The 20,210-nt window shown below is 47.5% G+C and carries 6 protein-coding genes; 2 read left to right on the top strand and 4 right to left on the bottom strand.

Annotated elements, in window-relative coordinates:
- Positions 1–37: 37 nt before the first annotated feature.
- The 4 genes from SYN6312_RS08290 to SYN6312_RS08275 all read right to left on the bottom strand — a co-directional run bounded on the left by SYN6312_RS08290 (position 38) and on the right by SYN6312_RS08275 (position 7,659).
- Positions 38–883, bottom strand: coding sequence for a hypothetical protein (locus SYN6312_RS08290; RefSeq protein ID WP_015124414.1), 846 nt, complete (start codon positions 881–883; stop codon positions 38–40).
- A 218-nt stretch (positions 884–1,101) separates the two neighbouring features.
- The gene (locus SYN6312_RS08285) at positions 1,102–3,315 is read right to left on the bottom strand and encodes an NHLP family bacteriocin export ABC transporter peptidase/permease/ATPase subunit (RefSeq protein WP_015124413.1); all 2,214 of its coding nucleotides are present in this window, start codon (positions 3,313–3,315) and stop codon (positions 1,102–1,104) included.
- 2 nt (positions 3,316–3,317) lie between these two features.
- Positions 3,318–4,790, bottom strand: a complete 1,473-nt coding sequence (locus SYN6312_RS08280) for an NHLP bacteriocin system secretion protein (protein ID WP_015124412.1) — start codon at positions 4,788–4,790, stop codon at positions 3,318–3,320.
- Positions 4,791–4,836: 46 nt separating this feature from the next.
- Positions 4,837–7,659, bottom strand: coding sequence for an NHLP bacteriocin export ABC transporter permease/ATPase subunit (locus SYN6312_RS08275; protein WP_015124411.1), 2,823 nt, complete (start codon positions 7,657–7,659; stop codon positions 4,837–4,839).
- A 188-nt stretch (positions 7,660–7,847) separates the two neighbouring features.
- On the opposite strand from SYN6312_RS08275, the gene SYN6312_RS08270 reads away from it, so the two are divergent.
- Positions 7,848–9,344 carry a hypothetical protein gene (locus SYN6312_RS08270; RefSeq protein ID WP_041430745.1) on the top strand — a complete coding sequence of 499 codons (1,497 nt, stop codon included), beginning with the start codon at positions 7,848–7,850 and terminating at the stop codon, positions 9,342–9,344.
- Between the two features lie 495 nt (positions 9,345–9,839).
- Positions 9,840–20,027 (top strand): FG-GAP-like repeat-containing protein, encoded by a 10,188-nt coding sequence (locus tag SYN6312_RS08265; RefSeq protein ID WP_041430744.1) that lies wholly within the window; start codon positions 9,840–9,842, stop codon positions 20,025–20,027.
- The last annotated feature ends 183 nt before the right edge of the window (positions 20,028–20,210 follow it).

Genomic DNA, 20,210 nt, shown 5'->3' with positions numbered 1-20,210 from the left:
AAATTCAAGATGGAACTCGTTGCTTGCAAACCTTAATTTAGGAAATCCGCTGTGCTATATATTTTTCTGGGCCAGTCAACTTAAGCCCACCAACGTTCTCCCGTTTAGGTTCGTTAGTAGCTGGTTGACTCACCTCCTGGATGGTAATGATGGGAATGTTCCTGATAATGAAGCCATTACCTGTCTCTTGCTTGACTTCCAAAAAAGCCCCCTGAATGTTAGCTTGGGAACCCAATTGGTTAGATAAGTCAGTGGCAGATTGAAGATTTTTCACTTCAAAATAGTTATAGACAGTATCGTTCTTGTTGAAACCTGCTTCACTCAGTTTTTGCAGTTGTTCGGCGGAAAAGATATCTTGGAGTTGCCTGTTTTTCTGTTCTAAAAAGCTGAAGCTAGAGTTAAAGCTACCAGTTGGACTGCCGTACGCAGTATTACCGGTATGAGACGGAATTGAATCAAGGGTGATATCTAAAAACGGATTTACTGGACGTACATCCGTTGGACGAATTCCTGTACGAATCACATCAAAGGCCATTTTGCCACCCTTGGCGATAGCCCCAACAATGCCGACCGTTGATACCACACCTAACACCTTGGTGCCAAGACCATCTTTCACATCGTTGTAAAGTTTTTCTGCACGATCCATAGTGTTTTGTTGAATGTCTTTGGCTGTTTCCAAATCACCAGTCATTTCAGCAATCATTCCCTTACAGGCTTGAACAACCGTATATCCTCCCGCAATCATAACGCCGCCAACTTCACCAAAATCATCACCAATCTTTTTGAAGAAATCAGTAAATTCGCTGCCGCCAGAGATAGCAGCTAGCTCATCTAGGGTCAATTCCCGCTCAATGAGTTCTTGTTGATTTAGATCGGTATTCATTGTAATTATCTCCATAAAACTTGATGCTCGGAACATTCAAACTCTAAATACGTCAACTGCTTTCTTAATGAATTCTGAGTGTTATTCTCTTTCGATATTTGTAATATAGCATTCTAAAAATAGGGGGGGGACGACTTGATATTTTGATTACTTATATCCTGCTGAAGAACCTAGCAATAGGAGGAGAGTACATCACCCATTTGGTATCATCCACTTGGCTAATCTTGAGTATAGTCTTCAACACTTTGGGCAGAAAGCATCCGATGATACAACCCCTTGGCTTCCCATAATGCTTGGTGGGTTCCTGACTCAACGATCTGGCCTTGTTCCATGACAATAATCTGATCACAGTCCCGGATCGTGCTCAAGCGATGGGCAATGAATAAGCAGGTTAAACCCCGAATTTGGAGGCATTGCATAATTTGCTCCTCAACATTGGCATCAAGGGCACTGGTGGCCTCATCAAAAATGCACAGGGAAGGATTGCGGACTAAGGCTCGAGCAATTTCTAGGCGTTGGCGTTCTCCCCCACTGAGATTCATGCCCCCTTCAAGCAGTTGAGTTTGGTATCCGGCAGGGAGGGTCATAATCTTGGGGTGGATCATGGCATCAATGCTGGCCTGGATAATATCGGTATCTGTCAGAGTGTGATCCCAAAGGGTAATGTTGTCTTGAACAGTCCCAGAGAAAATCACGCTGTCTTGGGAGACATAGCCTATAGAGTGATGGAGGACGGCGCGGGGAATGTCTAACTTTGGCTGTTCATCAAATAAAATACTGCCTTGCCAAGGTTGATAGACTCCTAGGATCAGTTTGGCAATTGTGCTTTTCCCCGACCCGGATCCGCCAACTAGGGCAACTCGTTCGCCGGGAGCTAGGGTTAGATTGAAGTTTTGAATCAGGGGTGGGTCAATCGGGCTATAACCAAAGGTAATGTTTTTAAGTGTTAATTGCCCCTCTAATTTTGCCATTGAGTTGGGAGGGGATTGAGTCTCTAGAGATTGAAGAGTGGTAGGACTGGCAAATTGAAAAAAGTCTTGACCGGGTGGAATGGGATTGTCTAAGACATCATCCAGGCGGGCAATATCCCCATAGAGTTCCTGAATACTACTGCTCATCAAGACGAGGCGGTTAATGGGTTCGAGGAATAGCTGCATTAGGGCTTGATAGGCAACTAACATTCCAATGCTCATTTCTCCCCGCATGGCCTGAATACCACCAACGACAATCAGGGTCATATTAGTGAGGGAGCTAAGGGCAGAAGGCAAGATACTAATGGTTTGGGTGGGAATCGCAAGTTCTTGTTGAGAGTTAATGGCTTTGGTATAAAGGCCGGCCCAACGATTAAAGAAGAAAGTTTCCAGGCCCGATCCCTTGATGGTTTCAATCGCTTGCAATCCAGTAATGGTTGTAGACATCGCCCGACCGAGTTCTAACCCCAGCCGTAAATTAGTATCTTGACGTTGCCGGGCAAACCAGCGTAATCCCAGCGCATTCACGCCAGCCAGGCCGATGGCAATTAAGGTTAACGGGACACTGTAGGTAAACATGACCAGGCCATAGACAATCATCATGACGCTATCAATCACTGTTTTGGCTAGTTCACCAGATAGAACATTAGCAACCGTATTATTCAAACTGACGCGACTGCCAATTTCTCCGGCGGAACGCTGCTCATAGTAACTGGCGGGTAAACAGAGAATATGCTCAATAAACTGACTGGATAATTGAATGGCTAAACGGGTGCGTAAACGCCTCAGGGCCTGGGATTGCCAAAAGGTAAGGGATAAATTGAGGGCCGCAACCAGGGCAATTAACAACAAGAATGGCCGCAACCAATTTAGGTGGTTTTCAATGAGAATATTTTCAACAAAGAGTTTAGAGAAAATAGCAATGACTAGACCCGGAATGGTTAAAAGGAAGCCGACTAGGACTAAATAAAGCAACTCCAGACTCGCCCGACTTTGCCGCAATCGCCGCCACAAGCTGGGCCAAATACTGGGGGCATGGCCACGGGGTTGAAAGGTTGGCTGAGGTGTAAAGGTGAGAACAATGCCGGTGAAGGAACGATCAAACTCATCCAGGCTAATCTGTCGCCGTCCAACAGCGGGATCATTAAGATACACTTGGTCTTTGCCAAAGCCTTCCACCACCACAAAATGATTAAATTCCCAAAAGGCAATAAAGGGAGGAGTCAGTTTCTGGGTAGAGGTTAATTCTAAGCGATAGCCTTTCGCATCCAATCCATAGCGAGATGCAGCTTTGACAATATTGGCGGCGTTACTACCATTCCGAGACACCCCACAGGCCTGGCGCAATTCAGCCAGGGGAACATAGCAGCGATGAAATCCTAAAATAATGCCTAATGCCGCAGCGCCACATTCGACAGCTTCCATTTGGAGAATAGTGGGTGTACTGATAGGGGCAGACATGGTTAGTACAGTCCTGTCCACTGGCGCAAAATTGGCAAAACGTAACTAATTGGGGAGTTTTCCTCTAAGGTGACGGCGGCTGTGGCAATAGAGCCAGAGGTAATTTTGAAGTTAGGCCCTTGAGAAGCAGTCCAGCGATAGCCACTTTTCGTGTTGGGGTCAGTTTCTAGGGCCACAAAAACCTCAATTTTTCGCCCCTTGTCCGTGAGAGCCTCGGCTAGGGTTTTGTCGCCTGTAAATTCCTGAGCTGAGAGTTCGCTAACAGGATAGGGAGAAACCGATAAGACTTGTCCTTGAATACCGCCATATTCTTCCCGTTTCACAGTGTCAGGCGTGACAGAGACCTTCATGTTGGGAGTAATTCGTTTACCGTCTCCAGGTGTGAAGTAGAGCAATGCTGTTAAGGAAGGGCCTTGGGTGCCAGCTACTTGAATTTGACCAATCGGAGTTCCCACTTGGACGATTTGACCGACTGAAGCAAACATATCCAAAATTGTGCCAGTGTGGGGGCTACGGATTTGACTGCGTTGCCGGAAGGTGGCCTGGAGGACTTGGAGTTCTCCTTTAATAGACTGAATTTTAAGCGTGCGTTCTGTAGTTCGGGTTTGATCTTGTAAATCTACATTGATGAGTTGTCCGTCCAATTCATCCAGTTGGGCCTTGAGATTGGCAATTCGCTCTTGGGTGCTGTCGTATTCTTCATTGGCTGTGACAATTTCGACATTAACCCGTTCTAAATTGGAAGTGATTTCTGAGACATTATTTTCAGTGCGAATAGCTTCTTCTTTAATTTGAATAAACGCTGATTGAGAGATTGCCCCTTCCTTAACCAACGGTTCCGTCTGTAAGACTTTGTTTTCTTGTAACTGAGCCAGTGCTTGCATCCGTTGTTGTTGTTGTCTTAATCCCTGTTGTTGAACAGATAATGACGTGAGCTTGCGGGTTTTGATAAAAGTAGCTCGCTCTCGGAGGGATTCAATTTCGGCTTGGGTTGTTTCTTTTTTAATGAGAATTGCCCGCTCGCTGAGGCTTGTGGATTCCTGTTCCAGGCCCCTGAGGGATTTCTGCTGATTGACTAATTCTTGCAGCTCCCGTTGCTTATTTTCTAATTGAAAGGCTAGGTCAGGTTGTTCAATTTCTCCCAGCAACTCCCCGGAACTCACTGCATCTCCCTCTTGGACAAGAATTTGGGAAATGCGTCCCTCCCCCGATGCAGCAAAAAAGCTAATTTCCGGAGGTTTACCGCGCTCTTCGCGAGGTCGGAGAATAATTCCTTGGCCATCCACGGTTACAGGAATCCGCCCAAATATCCCCCAGGCCAGCAGCCCCAACACCATTGTTCCCAGAACAGACAGGGCAAACCAAGGGGTGAGGTGATAAACATTTAAGCGTTGACGGAATAGATCTGAGCTAGAGAGGTTTTCTAAGGCTTTGGCTCGGAAGGTGAGCTTGGAAGGTGGGGCTTCTGATGACATAGAGAGTATAAAGAGTGTTGAGAACTAAAACCTAGGATAATTAAGCTTAAACAAGTTGACGGCGGGCTAAGTTGGCAAATAGGCCTGGCTGAGAGACTAACTCCTCAAATGTCCCGACTTGAAGAATTTGCCCCTGCTCTAGGACGTAAATGCGCTGGGCTTGGCGAATGGTACTGAGGCGATGGGCAACAATAATCCGTGTTATTTGGAGTTGGTTAAGCGTTGCCGTAATCAAGGCCTGAGTCTGGTTATCAAGGGCGCTTGTCGCTTCATCAAACAGGAGAATTTTCGGGTTGTGGGCTAATGCTCGCGCAATTAAAAGCCGTTGAATCTGTCCCCCTGAAAAATTTCCACCGCCTTCACTAATTCGGGTTTCAAGTTGCATTGGTAACTCGCTCACTTCCTTGGCTAAATTGGCTTGCTCCAAGACCTCCCAGGCCTGGTCACGACTAATTGTTTCCCCACAGGCAATATTTTCAAAAATCGAACCTGGTAAAAGACGGGAGTGTTGAAGTACAAGGCCAATTTGGCGGCGAACTAAGGGTAAATCTAACTGGCTCAGTTCTTGACCGTCATAGAAAATACCTCCCGTTTCCGGTTGATCAAAGCCGAGGAGTAAGCGAAATAGAGTAGATTTTCCTGACCCAGAGGGGCCGACTAGGGCTATAAATTCTCCCGGCCGAGCTTCCAAGTTAATTTGATTCAGTGTTAATGGAGCATCAGGCTGATAGCGATAACAGACCTGTACAACTTGAACTGCACCCTGAAGTTGGCCAGGATCATAACTCTGAGGACTGACTTCCAAGGGCGTTTGTAAGATCGGTTCCACTTGTCGCCACAAACTGACCACAGGCAACAGCCCAATCAACGCATAAGCAAAATGAGTCGCGTTTTGGAAAAAATTAGTATAAAGCGTATTAAAACCAACAAAGTTCCCCGTGGACAATTCACCGCTTTCGACTGTAAAGCCAATCACCCCAAAAAGAATCGCCGTACTGGTGAGAGTTGCCCCCTGATTAAACAATTGCAGGCTATCTCCCCAAGTTTGGCTGGCCAAGGTTAATTGTTGCTGTTGACTATAAAGGCTGCTCCAATTCAAGAATGCCCGCGGCACAGCACCCGTGACCTGTAATGTCTTTGCTGCTGTCATCAGTTGCACTACCATGCCATAGAGATTACCTGTCAATTGCCGCATTTTTTCGTAGATATTGAGAATAAACCAAGCATGGAGAAAGGTCACCAGAACAATGACAGTCATTAAACCAATGGCGATCCAGGTCAGGGTTGAGTCGAGATAAAACATCATCCCCAAGTTCCCTAAGGAAACTAATCCGGTAATCACCGCTTGTAAAGTTGAGCCAGTCAGGAGCTTACGCATTTCGGTGACACTAAAGATACGGTTTGTGAGTCCCCCAGTTGAATAATTGCGAAAAAAGTTAGCAGGTAACTCCAAGACCCGATCCCAGACGGCGGCTTGGGTGTCAAATTCTGCCCATGTTTCCACTTGTAGGATGATCATTCCTTGCAAAAACTGAAAGAAGGCCACGGCAATTACAGAAGCAAAGAGGCCGATTCCCAGTTGAGTCAAAAGTGTGTAATTGGCTGCGGGAATGGCCTGGTCGATCAAAATGTGATAAAGCTGGGCGGGGATGATGACTAAAAGTACTTGCATCACCAAAGCTATTAGCAACACCAGCCCCAATAGATGCCACCGCCGATGTAGGGCAAACCTGACCAAGTTCCAAGCCCCTTGAAGTCGCCGTGCTAAAGGACGGGTGAAAACATAAGCAGAAGGTTCGAGTTGACTGGGTTTAAAGTCAAGGATAGGTAAGGTAAGTTGAGTTGCGGAATTAAATACTGTATAGGAATGATTATTTTGGGGAGTGAGGACAATCGGAATTCCTGTTTCGGCCATAACCCCCAACATTACTCCGGAATCCTGTCGCCACCACTGCCCCACTAACTGCACCCGTCGGACTCGAATTCGGGAAGCACGGGCAATAGCTTGAATCTGGTCAGATAAGCTGAGGTTGAACGTATCTAGTTTAAGATTCCCTGAAAACTCTAAACCAGCAATTTTCCCTAACCGATGTAATGCCACATTAAGGGGATTGGCCTGGGAGCTACCTAAGGTTCGTTTAACTAAAACATTGTCAAATTGACCATAAGCATTCTCCAGGGTTTGGCGATGGTTGGTTTCGTAAGTTGCGATTTTGGCAAACTCCTGAACCGTCTGGGCTTGAACAGCAGCAATTAACCAGGCCAGGTATTGTTCCCCAAACCAATGCCAACCCGTCATTTGAGGGCTAGTCAGTTGATGTGGATATTCTAAAAAAGGTTCCAAAGTCAAGGTTGCTGCTGTTTTGGCTAACACCCAAGAGTACATAGTGAGGGGGAAGAGGCTCCCGGCCGGGATTTGAACATTGCCTTGAAAATATACCTCCCCAGCCAGCACCATAACCCAATAACAGGATTCTAGGGGAAGCCGGAAAACCTCTCCAGGCCCTAGTTCAATTGGTAATTGGGGTGCAAAGGCATAACCGGAAGGATGAGGGTGGACAAGTTCTGGACGAACATACATTTGCTGGGCGAGAACTTCCAACCACTGCTGCCTCGGCTTTGGCAAAATTCCCAGAGACGGATCTGCTTCGGCAAAATTTATGGGAGTAACCCTGCTGCTACCAATGGCTCTGGCCCGGACGCATAATTCCTCACACACGGGCAAGCCAAAAATGATTGAGCCTTGAGGCATGATAAAGAGGGGCTGTTGTCTTGAATGCTGAGATTGAACGGAAAAGATCGCAGCAAAGCCCTCCTGGACAAACCAAGTAGATGTCAGTTTTCCGGTAATTTCAAGACTCTGGCTCATAATGACTGGCGATAGGGGAGAACAAATAAAATACTATTCCATTTTACCCTCAGCAAAATTTGCAGATATTAGGTCTATGTTCAGATGAATTTCCTCGCTCGCAATTTATGTTTCCATAGCTACCTTTGTTTTGCAGGGGATGTGCTAAAAAAAAATAAAGGTTTTTTCAATCAAGGTTTATTGTTCCCATGAATCCCTACGCTTCCTTCGCAGCAACTGCGGTAGATGTGGCAGGTATCGAACATATTGTTTGGGAAAATAACGGGCAGTTAATCCATGCCATCTATGACAAAAATTCAGGGACATGGGATCAGGCCAGCCCCATCAGTAACGCCCTGGGCGGCTCCAACCTAAAGCTGATTGCCGGAGACCTTTACCCTTACCTAGAAGGCGGAAACATTGAATACGCCCCAGGCCTGGTTGCGTTTTGGGAGCAAGGGCTTGGCAACTCTAAGGAAGTCTATGCTGCTGTGGGGCGCTACAATGCCACAGGCAAGTTGGAGTGGTCAGATGCGGTTCAATTAACCCATGACGGGGTAGCAGATCAGAACATCGATGCGGCTTTACTTCAGGATGGACTCCTGGATGTGGTCTATCAGAAATCTCTGGTGATTGATCCCCGTGACCCACAGTACACGATCAATCCTGCCCAAATGGGACTAGATGCGGCTCAATCCAATCGGGATGACACCGATCTTTACCATACCTATCTTTCCGTCAACCTGAATCAGGGGCAGCCCAGTCTCCAGATTTTTAACGGGCAAAGTGTTAACCTAACCTTCAATGAGAATCCAGGCAACACAGCCACCTATTATCCATTGGGGCCTGGGGCCCAAGGCATAACACCGGGCGGTTCTCCATCCCAACCAAGTCAGCCCATTGTCGAAAACTCTTTCCCGGCCGGGGTAACACGGGGTTTTAACCTTAACTTCGGTGCGCCAAATAAAAATGTGGATGGCCGGATTGGTGTGCCGTGGATGAGTGATACCAGTAATCTTGGCCTGCAATTAACAGGGAATCTGGGCATGACTGGTAATCACCAGGCCCTGAAAGCAAAATTAGCTCTGGATATTTCCGACTACACCAAATCAGATGGCATTAAAGCTGCTGCCAGTGGAGTCTCGCCTTCATCTAGTGTTCGCAGTGGTAGCTTATTTTCCATTGGCGGATGGGGGGTTAATGCAGTTCAAATCGATTCAGGGGGACAGGTTAATTATAGTCCAAGCACCGGAACTCTCGTGGGTCTGCAACGGTCGTTTGAGCTTGGTTTACAACTGTTTAAGCAATATAAACTGAATCTGGGCACAAAGACTTTCAGCATTGGGCAGTTTCGGGCAGAAGCAGACTTTGACTTCGGCTTAGAAGTAGGCTATACGTTCACTCAACCTAATGCTGGCACGAAAGCTCCATTTATTTTGAATCAGCCAGGTTGGTTAACGGGTATTGGTGAGTTTGGCACAGCCGTTTCATTTCTATATCCCGCAGCTAACGATAAAAATGAAGGGACGGCTGGGGCAGCTGGCTCGATTGTTCAAACCCTAGTTGGTCTTGGAACATCTGCTCCAATTATTATCTCGGCCTGGGATATCACTATGCCCCCCTGGCCTTGGCCCACAGAAAGTGACTATGGGAAGTTTGGCTTTGGGTTTGGGCTGCCCCTGACGGTTAAGCTATCTGGAACCTGAGGGATTCTTAATCAAACTTTTACGGCCCAGGCCCAAGCCAGTGCGGGATTAACCTTTGAGCTAGAAGTAGAACCTGACCTGGCATTTACAATTCCTTGACAAGCCGGGATTAATGCCAATCTGCAAGCAGGGTTCTTTACCTGGAGTTACAACTGGGGTATCAGTGGTACACTCGTCAACACCCCCGATTCTAGCGATGCCGGTACTCAATCTCTAGCCACTGCCGCTAATAACAGTCAGACCACTGACACCAATCCAGGAACAGTAACGGTTGGCTACAACCCCTACACAGGCCGGGCCAACCACTACCAAACTCCCCTCTCGCAATCCATCAGTCAACAGGCATCTGGAACCACGAGTGGGGGAATTACGACAACCACAACTGCCCAAATTGGCTATATCAACCTAGCTACAGGTGGCTCCAGCTATCTCAATGGGCTGAGTGGGAGTTTTCAAACCTATGTACCAGGGAGTAGTACAAACGATGATGCCTTAATGACTGTCTATGTCAGCCAAGGCACAATCACCAACGTAACGGTCGTAGATCAAGGGAGTGGATATAGCAATCGGCCCCTAAATTTGGACTTTGGCCTGAGTGGCGGGACTGGGGCAGCGGCTACTGTAACATTAGATGCTAATGGACAAATTACCCAGGCCAACATCACCCAAAAAGGAACGAACTACTTAGGCGGAAAATCGGGTTACTTTGTTATAACGCCCAAAGGAGAGAGTACCGAAGCAGCTTTGCTATCTGTTAGCGTGACTCAGGGGGAAATTACTGACATTACGATTCTCAACGGTGGGCAGGGATACAAGTCCAGTGGTATTAGCCTCGATTTCAGTCAGAATGGCGGCGGCGGAACAGGCGCAACGGCAACCGCCCAACCCATTGCCACAGAACTAATTAATCTCGTCAATGACGGCCCCCCCAGTATTAGTTCGATTACCTATCCTGTTAATCAAACTCTCCAAACAGCCACGACCATGGCCTGGGTGGCGGATGGGATTGACAATATTACCCCCCTGACGAATCAAAGCAAAAACAAAGCTGTCATCACCCGTCTGCAAACCGCTGTCCTTTCGGGAACCGATTGGAGTGCGCCGGAACCTGTCCCAGGCCAGGGGAGTCGTGGCTTTAACTTTGACCCGGCCATTGGCTATTACTTGGATCAATTGGGCAATCCCGTGCGAGTGTTGGTCTGGGCCCATGCTGATGCCAGTGATCTCAATCCCAACAGTAGCGGCGATGAGATTACAGATGCCCTATTGGCTACAGACATCTACTACTCAATTGCTCCGAGTGGCCAGGCCTGGAGTTCGCCGCAATTATTGGCTGCCAATGTGGGTACAGATACCAAAGTGACCTTGGGAGCCGGGACAACCTCAGGAGAATTGATTGCTACATGGGTGAATACAGCCCTACCTGATCCAGCAACCGGTGATACCTCTCAGAGCCTTTACACAACCATTTGGAACGGACAAAGCCAGGCCTGGTCAACACCCACTGTTATTCCCAATGTTGGTGATGCCAGCGGATCTGCGATTGCCAGTCTCGAAGTAGGGGAATTTCAAGGCAATCCCGCCATTTTTTGGAGTGATACAACAGCCCCTGCCTATGCCTACTCAGTACTCCAAGACAGCCCTGATATTTACTACCGCTTTGACGACCCCCTGGGAGCAACTGTTTCTCTGAATTTGGCCAGTGGAGGAGTAACAGGGAATGCGGCCTATGTGGGATCAGCCAACTTTGGCCAACCAGGGGCCTTAATTGCGGCCAATGGCGGTGGTGATCCTAACACCAGCATCGGCCTCAACGGCAATGGTTATGTGTTAATGCCTGGAGTTGATAGTCAGTCTTCGTTAGGGGATTTTAGTGTTGAGTTTTGGGTGAACCTAGATAACTTCAATTCCGGTCAAAGTCTTGTGGATCAAGGGGTTTACAACCCTGATGCTATTTTGCCCACGGCAACCATCCCCCTCACAATCGTCAAGGCCCCCACGCAACAAAATGGAGTCTGGGGCTATGCCTACGCTGTTTCGATTCTGGCTAACACCGAGATAACGGTTACCAATGCTGGGGCTGGTCTCTCGCCCTTTAATTTGGATTTGAATACGCTGCTACCAGGAACAGTCGTGACCTTGGTTGATGGCACGAAGGTTACTCTATCTGGGGTTCCCCTCCTCAACCTTAATATTGAGGATCAGCAGTTAAAAGGGATCGCGCCTCCGGAAGCGACTCAAATTCTTGGCACAACCTTTGTTGCAAATCCCTTTGCCGAAGTGGCTCACACTTCAACGACTACCCAAACCGAGTCTCTCAGCTTTACCCAAGTCACCGGCTGGTCAATTCGCACTGGAAACAATAACAACATTGTCTTTAATGCGGGTGGGGGAGATGCTGTCTCGGGAAGTCTTAACCCAAATACCTGGTACTACGTTGCTGCTACTTATAACTCGAGTACCCAAGTGGCTTCTCTCTATGTCAATGGGGAATTAGTCGCTCAACAAACAGGAAGCCGCTTTGCTCCCAATGCTGTACCTGTGGTGCTGGGCTATAACGTCCAAGGCCAGTTAGATGAATTCGCCTACTACAACACTCTTCTGACCCCAAACACCAATTCCGGCAGCCTCAATAGTCAAGGGCAAGTTAGTAGTTTAGGATTCAATAGCCTGGGGCAAATTACCGAGCACTTCGCGAATCGCTACAACAATCCCAACTCTGCCGAAGATGCCACCTTTTACAGTGTTTATGATCCGACTACTCAGGCCTGGAGTAGCCCAATTCAATTTACAGCCCAGGCCGCCGTTGAGGCCACAAATCCACTTTTAGAACGCTCGCCCGCGGTCGATATTACCTCCACTAACCCCAACCAATTGCGTCCTGATGGGGTGATTGATACCCATATTCAAGTTGTACTGAATCCCAGCATTGTTGCACCCGGCGTGACGATTACTGGGATTGAAATTCAAAATGCAGCCGCAACCCAGGCTTGGACAGTAGGAGATGTGACGGCGACAAGTCAGGGCCTGGTTGGAGTAGTAGCTAATGGGCAACTCCTCAACCCAATTAATCCTAGTAGCAACTTTGCCTACACCGTCATATCCAATGGCACAACTCTGGATTTGTACTTCCAAAGTAATTTGGCTCTTGGTAGTGAAGTTGAAGTTACATTTACCACTGTCAGTAGCACCGGAGGCCAACAAACTTCAACTCCCGTTAACACCACCGTCATTCCTAATCCTGTCAGTTCAATCGCCCAGGCCACAACCGCCGGCCAAGAACTAGTTGCGATTGGCGGCATTCTCGAAAATGAAGTCACGGCCCTTGCCCAAGTAGATAGTGGTGTGATCTTAAACACGCCAGATAGTGCCGGATTAGCCGTTGCGGCAGGGAATTTTCTTAACAATCAAGTTGCTTTAGCGGTCACCATGCCCAGTGGTAATGCTGGAGAGGGAGCGATTTGGGTACTTCCTGCGGGCAGCAATGACATTTTGGATTTACTCGCCACCGAAACCCTCTCCACCACTCCCCCAACTGACGGCATCTTGATCAAAGGCGATAGGAGTGATTCGAGTCATCCGCAAACAGGCAATGTGCTCGCTGTCGGTGATGTCAACGGGGATGGTATTGAAGATTTAATTATTGGCGCATCCCAGGCCAACAACCAGGCCGGTAAGGTTTATATTCTTTCTGGGGCAACACTGACTCCCAATAACACCATTGACCTGATCAATAACCCTGGAGTGACACTTCTGGGCACAACAGGTAGCCAGGCCGGGTTTGCGATTGCCACGGGGGATGTTAATGGGGATGGCATTGCCGATATTGTTGTGGGCGCACCCTATGCCAGCTATGGCGGACAACAGGTTGGGGCGGCTTACTTAGTTTTGGGCGGTAATAATTTCTTTAATACGCCAACGGTCAACCTCAATAGCAGCAACCTCCTGCTTCAAGGGACATCAGGAACCTACATCGACCAATACATTCAGACTGTAACTTGGACAAGTCAGGTGGGGTTTTCAGTCGCGGTCTCCCGAGGCACTCAAGGTAAAAGCAATTCTGTCAATGGAGATAGCTATGCTGATATTGTCATTGGCGCGCCCCACTACCGCCAAACCGTCGAGTTTTCAGGAGATGGGTTTAATCAAAATGCAACTAAATCCCAGTACACGGCCTACTCCAAACTCTTAACCACGATTGCCAATACTGGCAGAGGCTATAGCTACTCGGCAAATGCCAATACAGGGCGGGCTTATATTCTATTTGGGAGCAGTGTAGTTCCCAACAATCTCACGGAAACGGAACTGAATGGGACAAATGGGGTCATTCTTGATGGCTCGCCGATGTTGCTGACTGATATGCAGACGGGTTTTGCGGTCGGGACTGGGGGTGATCTCAATGGCGATGGCTTTGATGATGTGGTGGTCGGCGCACCGGCAGGTAATAACGAAACTGGAATTACTTTAGTTTTGTCTGGCCAGGCCCAAGGCTCTAGTTTTCAGCAGCAATATGTCCTCACCCAACAGGCCAACTTAGTGGTCGGGGGCAGTGATACCTTTGCCCAGGCCGGTAAAACCCTCAGTCTAGTGGGGGATGTTAATGGGGATGGCATTGACGATTTATTAGTGGGTGCTCCCAATGCTACCTACAGTACCGGTGAAGCGCATATTTTGTTTGGGCAAGATTCAATTTTTCCCAGCAGCAGTCCCAAATACTTCAGCTTTCAACCGGGAGCAACCACCGCAGCCCTAAATCTCAATGGTGGTATTTCTGGAAATCTAGCCGCCGCCGCTGTTTCGTCAGGGGTAGACATCAATGGGGATGGCATTGAAGATTTACTGCTGAGTGCCCCCTATGGAGGAAAACTTTATGGGGTTTTTGGGCATCAGTGGCTCAGTAATGACGGCAACCTGAAGCTCACCAACTTAGCCAATGACCAAGGGATTTTCCTCGATCAATCAGGCAGCGGCAATGGGGTGGCGAACTTAGGGGATATCAATGGGGATGGCTATGCTGATACTCTCCTCTCTCTCACGAACCAATCTGCAACGGTAGTGCTTGGCGGTGGTACACAGACGGTCCTAGATGAATCCCTGAATACATCCAATCTCCAGATCACTCCAATCTCGGGAACAACCCTGAATCAGGCCCATGCCATTGGTGACTTTAATGGGGATGGCCTGGCTGATGCTCTGCTGACTCAAACTAGTGCCGTTCAAGCCTCTATCGTTAATGGCAATATTGGCGTTATTGAGCGCGAGGATGGCAATACACAACTTAGCGTTTGGGTTGGGGAAAACACTGGTTTTGGGAACCTCTACTATAGCGAATCAACTGACGGTATCAATTGGTCTCAACCGGCCACTATTAGCTATGGATCGACCAATACAACACCTGGTTTAGTGTCATTTGAAGGTCGTATTTGGGCTTATTGGTACGGTAGTGGTAACGATGGCCTCTTTTACTCGGTTTATTATGGTTCTGGGGTGTGGACTGAGCAAGCTAAAGCAAATTTAGCCATGGCAACATCTAGTGGTGTTAGCGTTGCTGCATTTAATTCAACTCTCTTTGCCATATGGAAAGGTGAAAAGGGCGATCAGAGCATCTGGTATTCCTATTCCCAAGATGGCCAGAATTGGGTCGATCAAATTCAATTTCCTGGTACACCAATCTATTACAACAGCATTCCCAATCTAGTTTCGTATAATAACCAGCTTTTTGCTTACTGGTATGCAGATACGAATAATGGATTTCACTATGCTGTTTGGGATGAAGCATCCTCATCCTGGTCGGGTGAACAGCGAGCCAACCTTGAATACTTTGGCAACGTTATTGAGACAGGTGGCATCAGCTTTACAGAAGTCAATGGGATACTTTACGCCTCTTGGGTTGACTATTATCAAAACCTATACACAGCCTCTTCCACAGATGGTTCCAACTGGACAACTCCCGTTCTACAACCCAATTCCTCACTGTTTAGTAATACTGCTCCTGTTGGCCTCCCAGGCATGACAACTCTGAATTCCCAACCCTATGTTCTCTGGGCCGTGGGTGATAATGGCAATGTAACAGCCATTCAATCAGCGGTTGCTGGGAATAATACTGCGTCTTTAATCGCTACTTCTCAGGACTATTCCTCCCAAATTATTTCTCTAGCATTAGGAAATACAAGTTTAAGTGCCGCTCAAAGCTTTAATTTGGGGGGTGCATCCTCATTCCTTTCTCAACAATCTTTTTCTAAGTTGACTAAAGCAGGCGACTTGAATGCCGATGGCTATGCCGATATTGTCGGCTTAAGTAATGGCAACACCTATGTGAGCTTTGGGAATAGTGCAGGTACGCTTGGAAACTTCTACAAGCTCAACACTAATACTTACACCAGTCTTAATGCCGCTGGGGATATAAATGGAGATGGAATTGATGATCTAGTCCTGGGGAATGGCAATGCCAATGGCAATCTGGGGGCAGCCTTTGTTATTTTTGGCAACACTGATATTACCAATCAGCTTGAAAGTGGTACAGCAATTACTGCCAATAGTACGGTGAATGGGGCTACCAATAGTTTTACGCCCAATTCCTCTGGCCTGGCCTGGTCTAGCCAAGTAGATACGGGTGTTAATGGCAACATTCAGTACCTATTTAATGGTGGCTTTGGCCTGAGTACAGTTGAGCATAATGGCCGGCTTTTTTCGGTCTGGTTAAGTGCAGATGGCAGTGGTACATTTTCCAACAATGGTCAAGTTGAGTACAGTGTTTCGAATGATGGTGTAAATTGGTCTGGTCGTCAGCAAGTTGGTGGCAGTTCCAAAGCTGCACCCGCATTAGTTGTCTTTAATAACGACCTTCTTGCCTTTTGGTATGGTATCAACGACGATGGACTATTCTATTCCACATACGGTGGCGCTGGCTTTGGTTGGAATCCTCAATTCAAAGCAAACCTTGACTTTGGAACAAGTAGTGGACTTTCGCTAACAGTATATAATAATACCCTTTTTGCTGTTTGGAAGGGCTTTAGAAGCGACTCAAACCTTTATTACGCCTTCTCCTCTGACGCGCAAAACTGGTCTGCTCAAGCACCTATTCCTGGGGTGGGTACCTTTGGCTTATCAAATGTACCAACTGTAGCTGTTTTCAACAATACCCTTTTTGCTTATTGGTATGGTTCTGGCCAAGAAGGATTTTTCTACTCTACCTATAATCAGGGTACAAATAGTTGGAGTAGCCCTCAGCTGATTAGTAATCTAACTTTTGGCAACGGTGCCTCTACGGAGTATGGTATTTCGACAACAGTTTTGTCTAATCAACGCCTTTACATGACTTGGGCCAATAACGAGACTGTCTATAGCTCTTCTTCCGCTGATGGGGTTAACTGGGATACGCCAACTCAACTAAGTTTTAGAGCAGGTGGTGTTCCTGGCATTTCAGCCTTCCAAAATCAACTCAATCAAGTTTGGATTGATGCCACAGTACCTGGAAACTTCGTTGTTTCTCATTCCCAACGACTAGTTTATCAACCGGAATTTGGCTCCCAAGTGACTACGGTGGGAGATGTCAATGGCGATGGCTTTGCCGATGTAGTAGTAGGCTCTCCCAGTTATGCCAGTTCTCCAGGGGATCTGGTCGGGACAGCTTACTTACTCCTGGGTAGCGCAACTGGATTTGCCTCACAGTCTGTGCAATTAAAGGGCGCAGATTTAACCCAGGCCACCTTTTCCCAAGCGGGGGATATTAATGGGGATGGGTTTGATGATGTTTTGATTGCTTCACCCAACTATAACAGCGGTACCTATGGGAATAATGCTGGCATTACCTATGTTGTCTTTGGCTCTCGTGACTTAGGGACACTCAGTAGCATTAACCTTAGCCAGCTTCAGCCAATTAATATAACCTCTGGAACGATCACGGATGGGAAAATTGGGGCAATTTCTTTAACTGCTCGTGGCTCAGGTTACTTGAATGGGGGTTCTGGCACATTTGAGATTTTTGTGACCAGTAGCACCAGCACTCAACCCGGCGTAATTCTTGCCACAGTCAGTCAGGGACAAATTCAAACGATCTTAGTTGAAAATCCTGGAGCCGGCTTCACCTCTCTGAATAATCTGGTCTTTGACTACAGCCAAGGCGGAGGGGGAACTGGAGCCAATATTTCGGTCACATCCTTAATCAGTTTGGCTGGCTTCCAAATCGTAGGCCTGGAAAACTCCAAAGCCGGTAGTTCCCTCAGTGGGGGTGGGGATGTCAATGGTGATGGCTTTGATGATTTGGTCATTGGTGCGCCTGGGGACAACCTCAGCTACGTCCTATTTGGTGGAGACTTCACAGCTAGTGTCAATCAATATGGGAGCATTGGCGATGACACGCTTCTGGGGACAGCAACCGGGGATGTACTTTTGGGGCAATCTGGGGATGATACGCTTTTGGGCAACGGCGGCTATGATGTTCTTCTCGGTGGTGTGGGTAACGATTGGCTGCAAGTGCAAGATACAAATTTCCGGCGGGTGGATGGTGGCAGTGGCACAGATACCTTAGCTCTCTACGGCTACAACGGCCAGGCCTGGGATTTGACCACCTTAGCTCCTGGCAGCCGCCTCCAAGATCTGGAGGTTCTGGATATTCGCAACCACGGCAGTAACTTACTCGGCCTCAACAGCGTCACAATTCTGAAGTTATCAAGTAACACGAATATCCTCACGATTAATGGTGACAGTACAGACCGGATTAACCTCAGCCCCGATTTTAATGCTAACGGAAATCAATACATTAGTGGCGAGAATTATGCGGTGTATCAAGCAGGGGCAGCCCAAGTGTGGATCAATACTGTAATACCAATAGCCAACATTAGCTTTAATGCCCCAGTCACTAATAGTCCAATTCCACTCCTTTCAAGTAGCTCTGATGTTGCCACATTCTTCTCCCTTAGTGGCTTAGATGCAACTGTTACCAATCATAACCAGGCATCCTCTACTGCAGCCACGAAGACTAAACCTCAACCTACCCAGTTTCATGTTTCTAGTCCAGTGATGAGTGAAAATCACCAGAACCTAGTGTTTACCGTGTCTCGCAGTGGAGACTTAACCAAAGCTGCTGCTGTTCGTTATCGCACTATCAATAGCACCGCCCATGCAGGGAGTCATTATCACGGTCAAGTTGGTTATGTTCACTTTGCAGCAGGCGAGACCGAAGCAAAGGTCAAAATTAACTTAATTGATGACGACGTGTTAGGGCCACGCCTCAAACAAATGAGTTTAGGAATCACTCCACTCCCAGACGAGCAAGCCACTGCCATTACAGATCGTTCATTGCACTTTAATACGGATGTTGATAATCAAGTTCAACTGCGTAACTTAGATATGATAAACTTAGCCCCATCTGAGAGCTTGAATTTGGGGAGTTATCTACCATTTGGGATTCAGAATTTTAAGGTAGCTGTTCCTGGTGAAAAAACGATCCTAACCTTACCCTTTACTGGAGTACATGATCTCAATAGTTACTATCGATTTAATGCTCAAACTAGTCGCTATGAAGAGTTTCTGTATAATGGCCAAACAGGTATCGAGTTTGTGGATACTGATGATGATGGCCTAACGGATACCCTCAAACTGCACCTCCTGGATGGCGGGAGCGGCGATAGTGATAAGGTTGCTAATGGAGTGATTGCCGGAACTAGTGCCCCTAGTCAAGTTACCCCTGGCCCTGTAGAAGTTAATGCCGGTATTTTCTATATTCCCACCGCCAGTGATAGTGCGCTCCAGTTCCATAACGTCACAGCCAAAGGGGCCTATCGGTTTGGGGTGTTTCAGGTGGATGATGCTCAGGGGCGAATTGGTAATTTACTGCCCACCGACCCCGGATATGCCGCCGCCGCCCAGGCCCGCCACCAGACTATTTTCCAAAATGCCTCGGCGAGTAACTTGAATGCCCTGACCACCAACGCTGCCCAAGCCGCATTACAAGACCCTCAACTCCTTGTTCAATCCGAGTTTCAGACCAATGGCGCGTTTCAAGCAACGAACCTCATAGGTAATCAATATTATGGGATGTTCCTGAGCCAAAATGGGCAAACTCAACTCTCTACTAGTGACCCCGCTTTTGAGGCTGAAGCCGATAGTCGGGGCTATTTTGAGCTCCGCTGGTCAAACACCCAATTTGAGGTAGGCACACCGGTTCTGGTCACTCCTGGACAAGCAGGACAAACTATCACCGCTCGTTTTGAACTGGCTCGGGGCGGAGCTTACAACAATACCTTGGCTTTATTTCAAGTGGATAGTTTAACAGGGGGGCTAGATACTACTGGCGATGGAGTCATTGATCTCAAACCGGGAGATACAAGCTATACCCAAGCTGTGATGGAACGGATTCAAGACCCCCTGACAGGCAAGCTATTACCCACTGTGCCCACCATTTTTACCAGTCAAGGACAATCCGTTGTCCTCCCCAGTGGTGCTCTCTATGGGATGGCACTAATTACCAATGGCAGCCTGGACCAGTTTTTAGGGACTAATCCCAGTAATGCCTCTACTGGCTCTATTCACACCTTCTTCTCTTTTGAGGCAGCAAATCCTGATGGAGTGGCCCATGTCCGGCGGTTGGGTAACACTCTCTGGGGCTTTGAAGATATTTTCGGAGGCGGTGATAGAGACTACAACGATATGGTCTTACAAGCGACTTTCGCATCGTTTTAAGATTTATCTCTCAATTTAGGATCAACAGTTCAAAAATTGACCCAAAGAATTCCAATGATTTCTAAGAAGTATAGCAAACATGAATTATTCATGAGAATATACCATACATACTGAGATGATAAGAATGGAGAACAAAATGACTTAAAAACTCTTGAAACAGCCATTTAGTAATCTTAAATTTTT

The organism is Synechococcus sp. PCC 6312 (genome assembly GCF_000316685.1).
Taxonomy (GTDB): domain Bacteria; phylum Cyanobacteriota; class Cyanobacteriia; order Thermosynechococcales; family Thermosynechococcaceae; genus Pseudocalidococcus.
The sequence above is the reverse complement of the archived record's forward strand: the minus strand, read 5'-3'. Positions and strand labels throughout refer to the sequence as shown.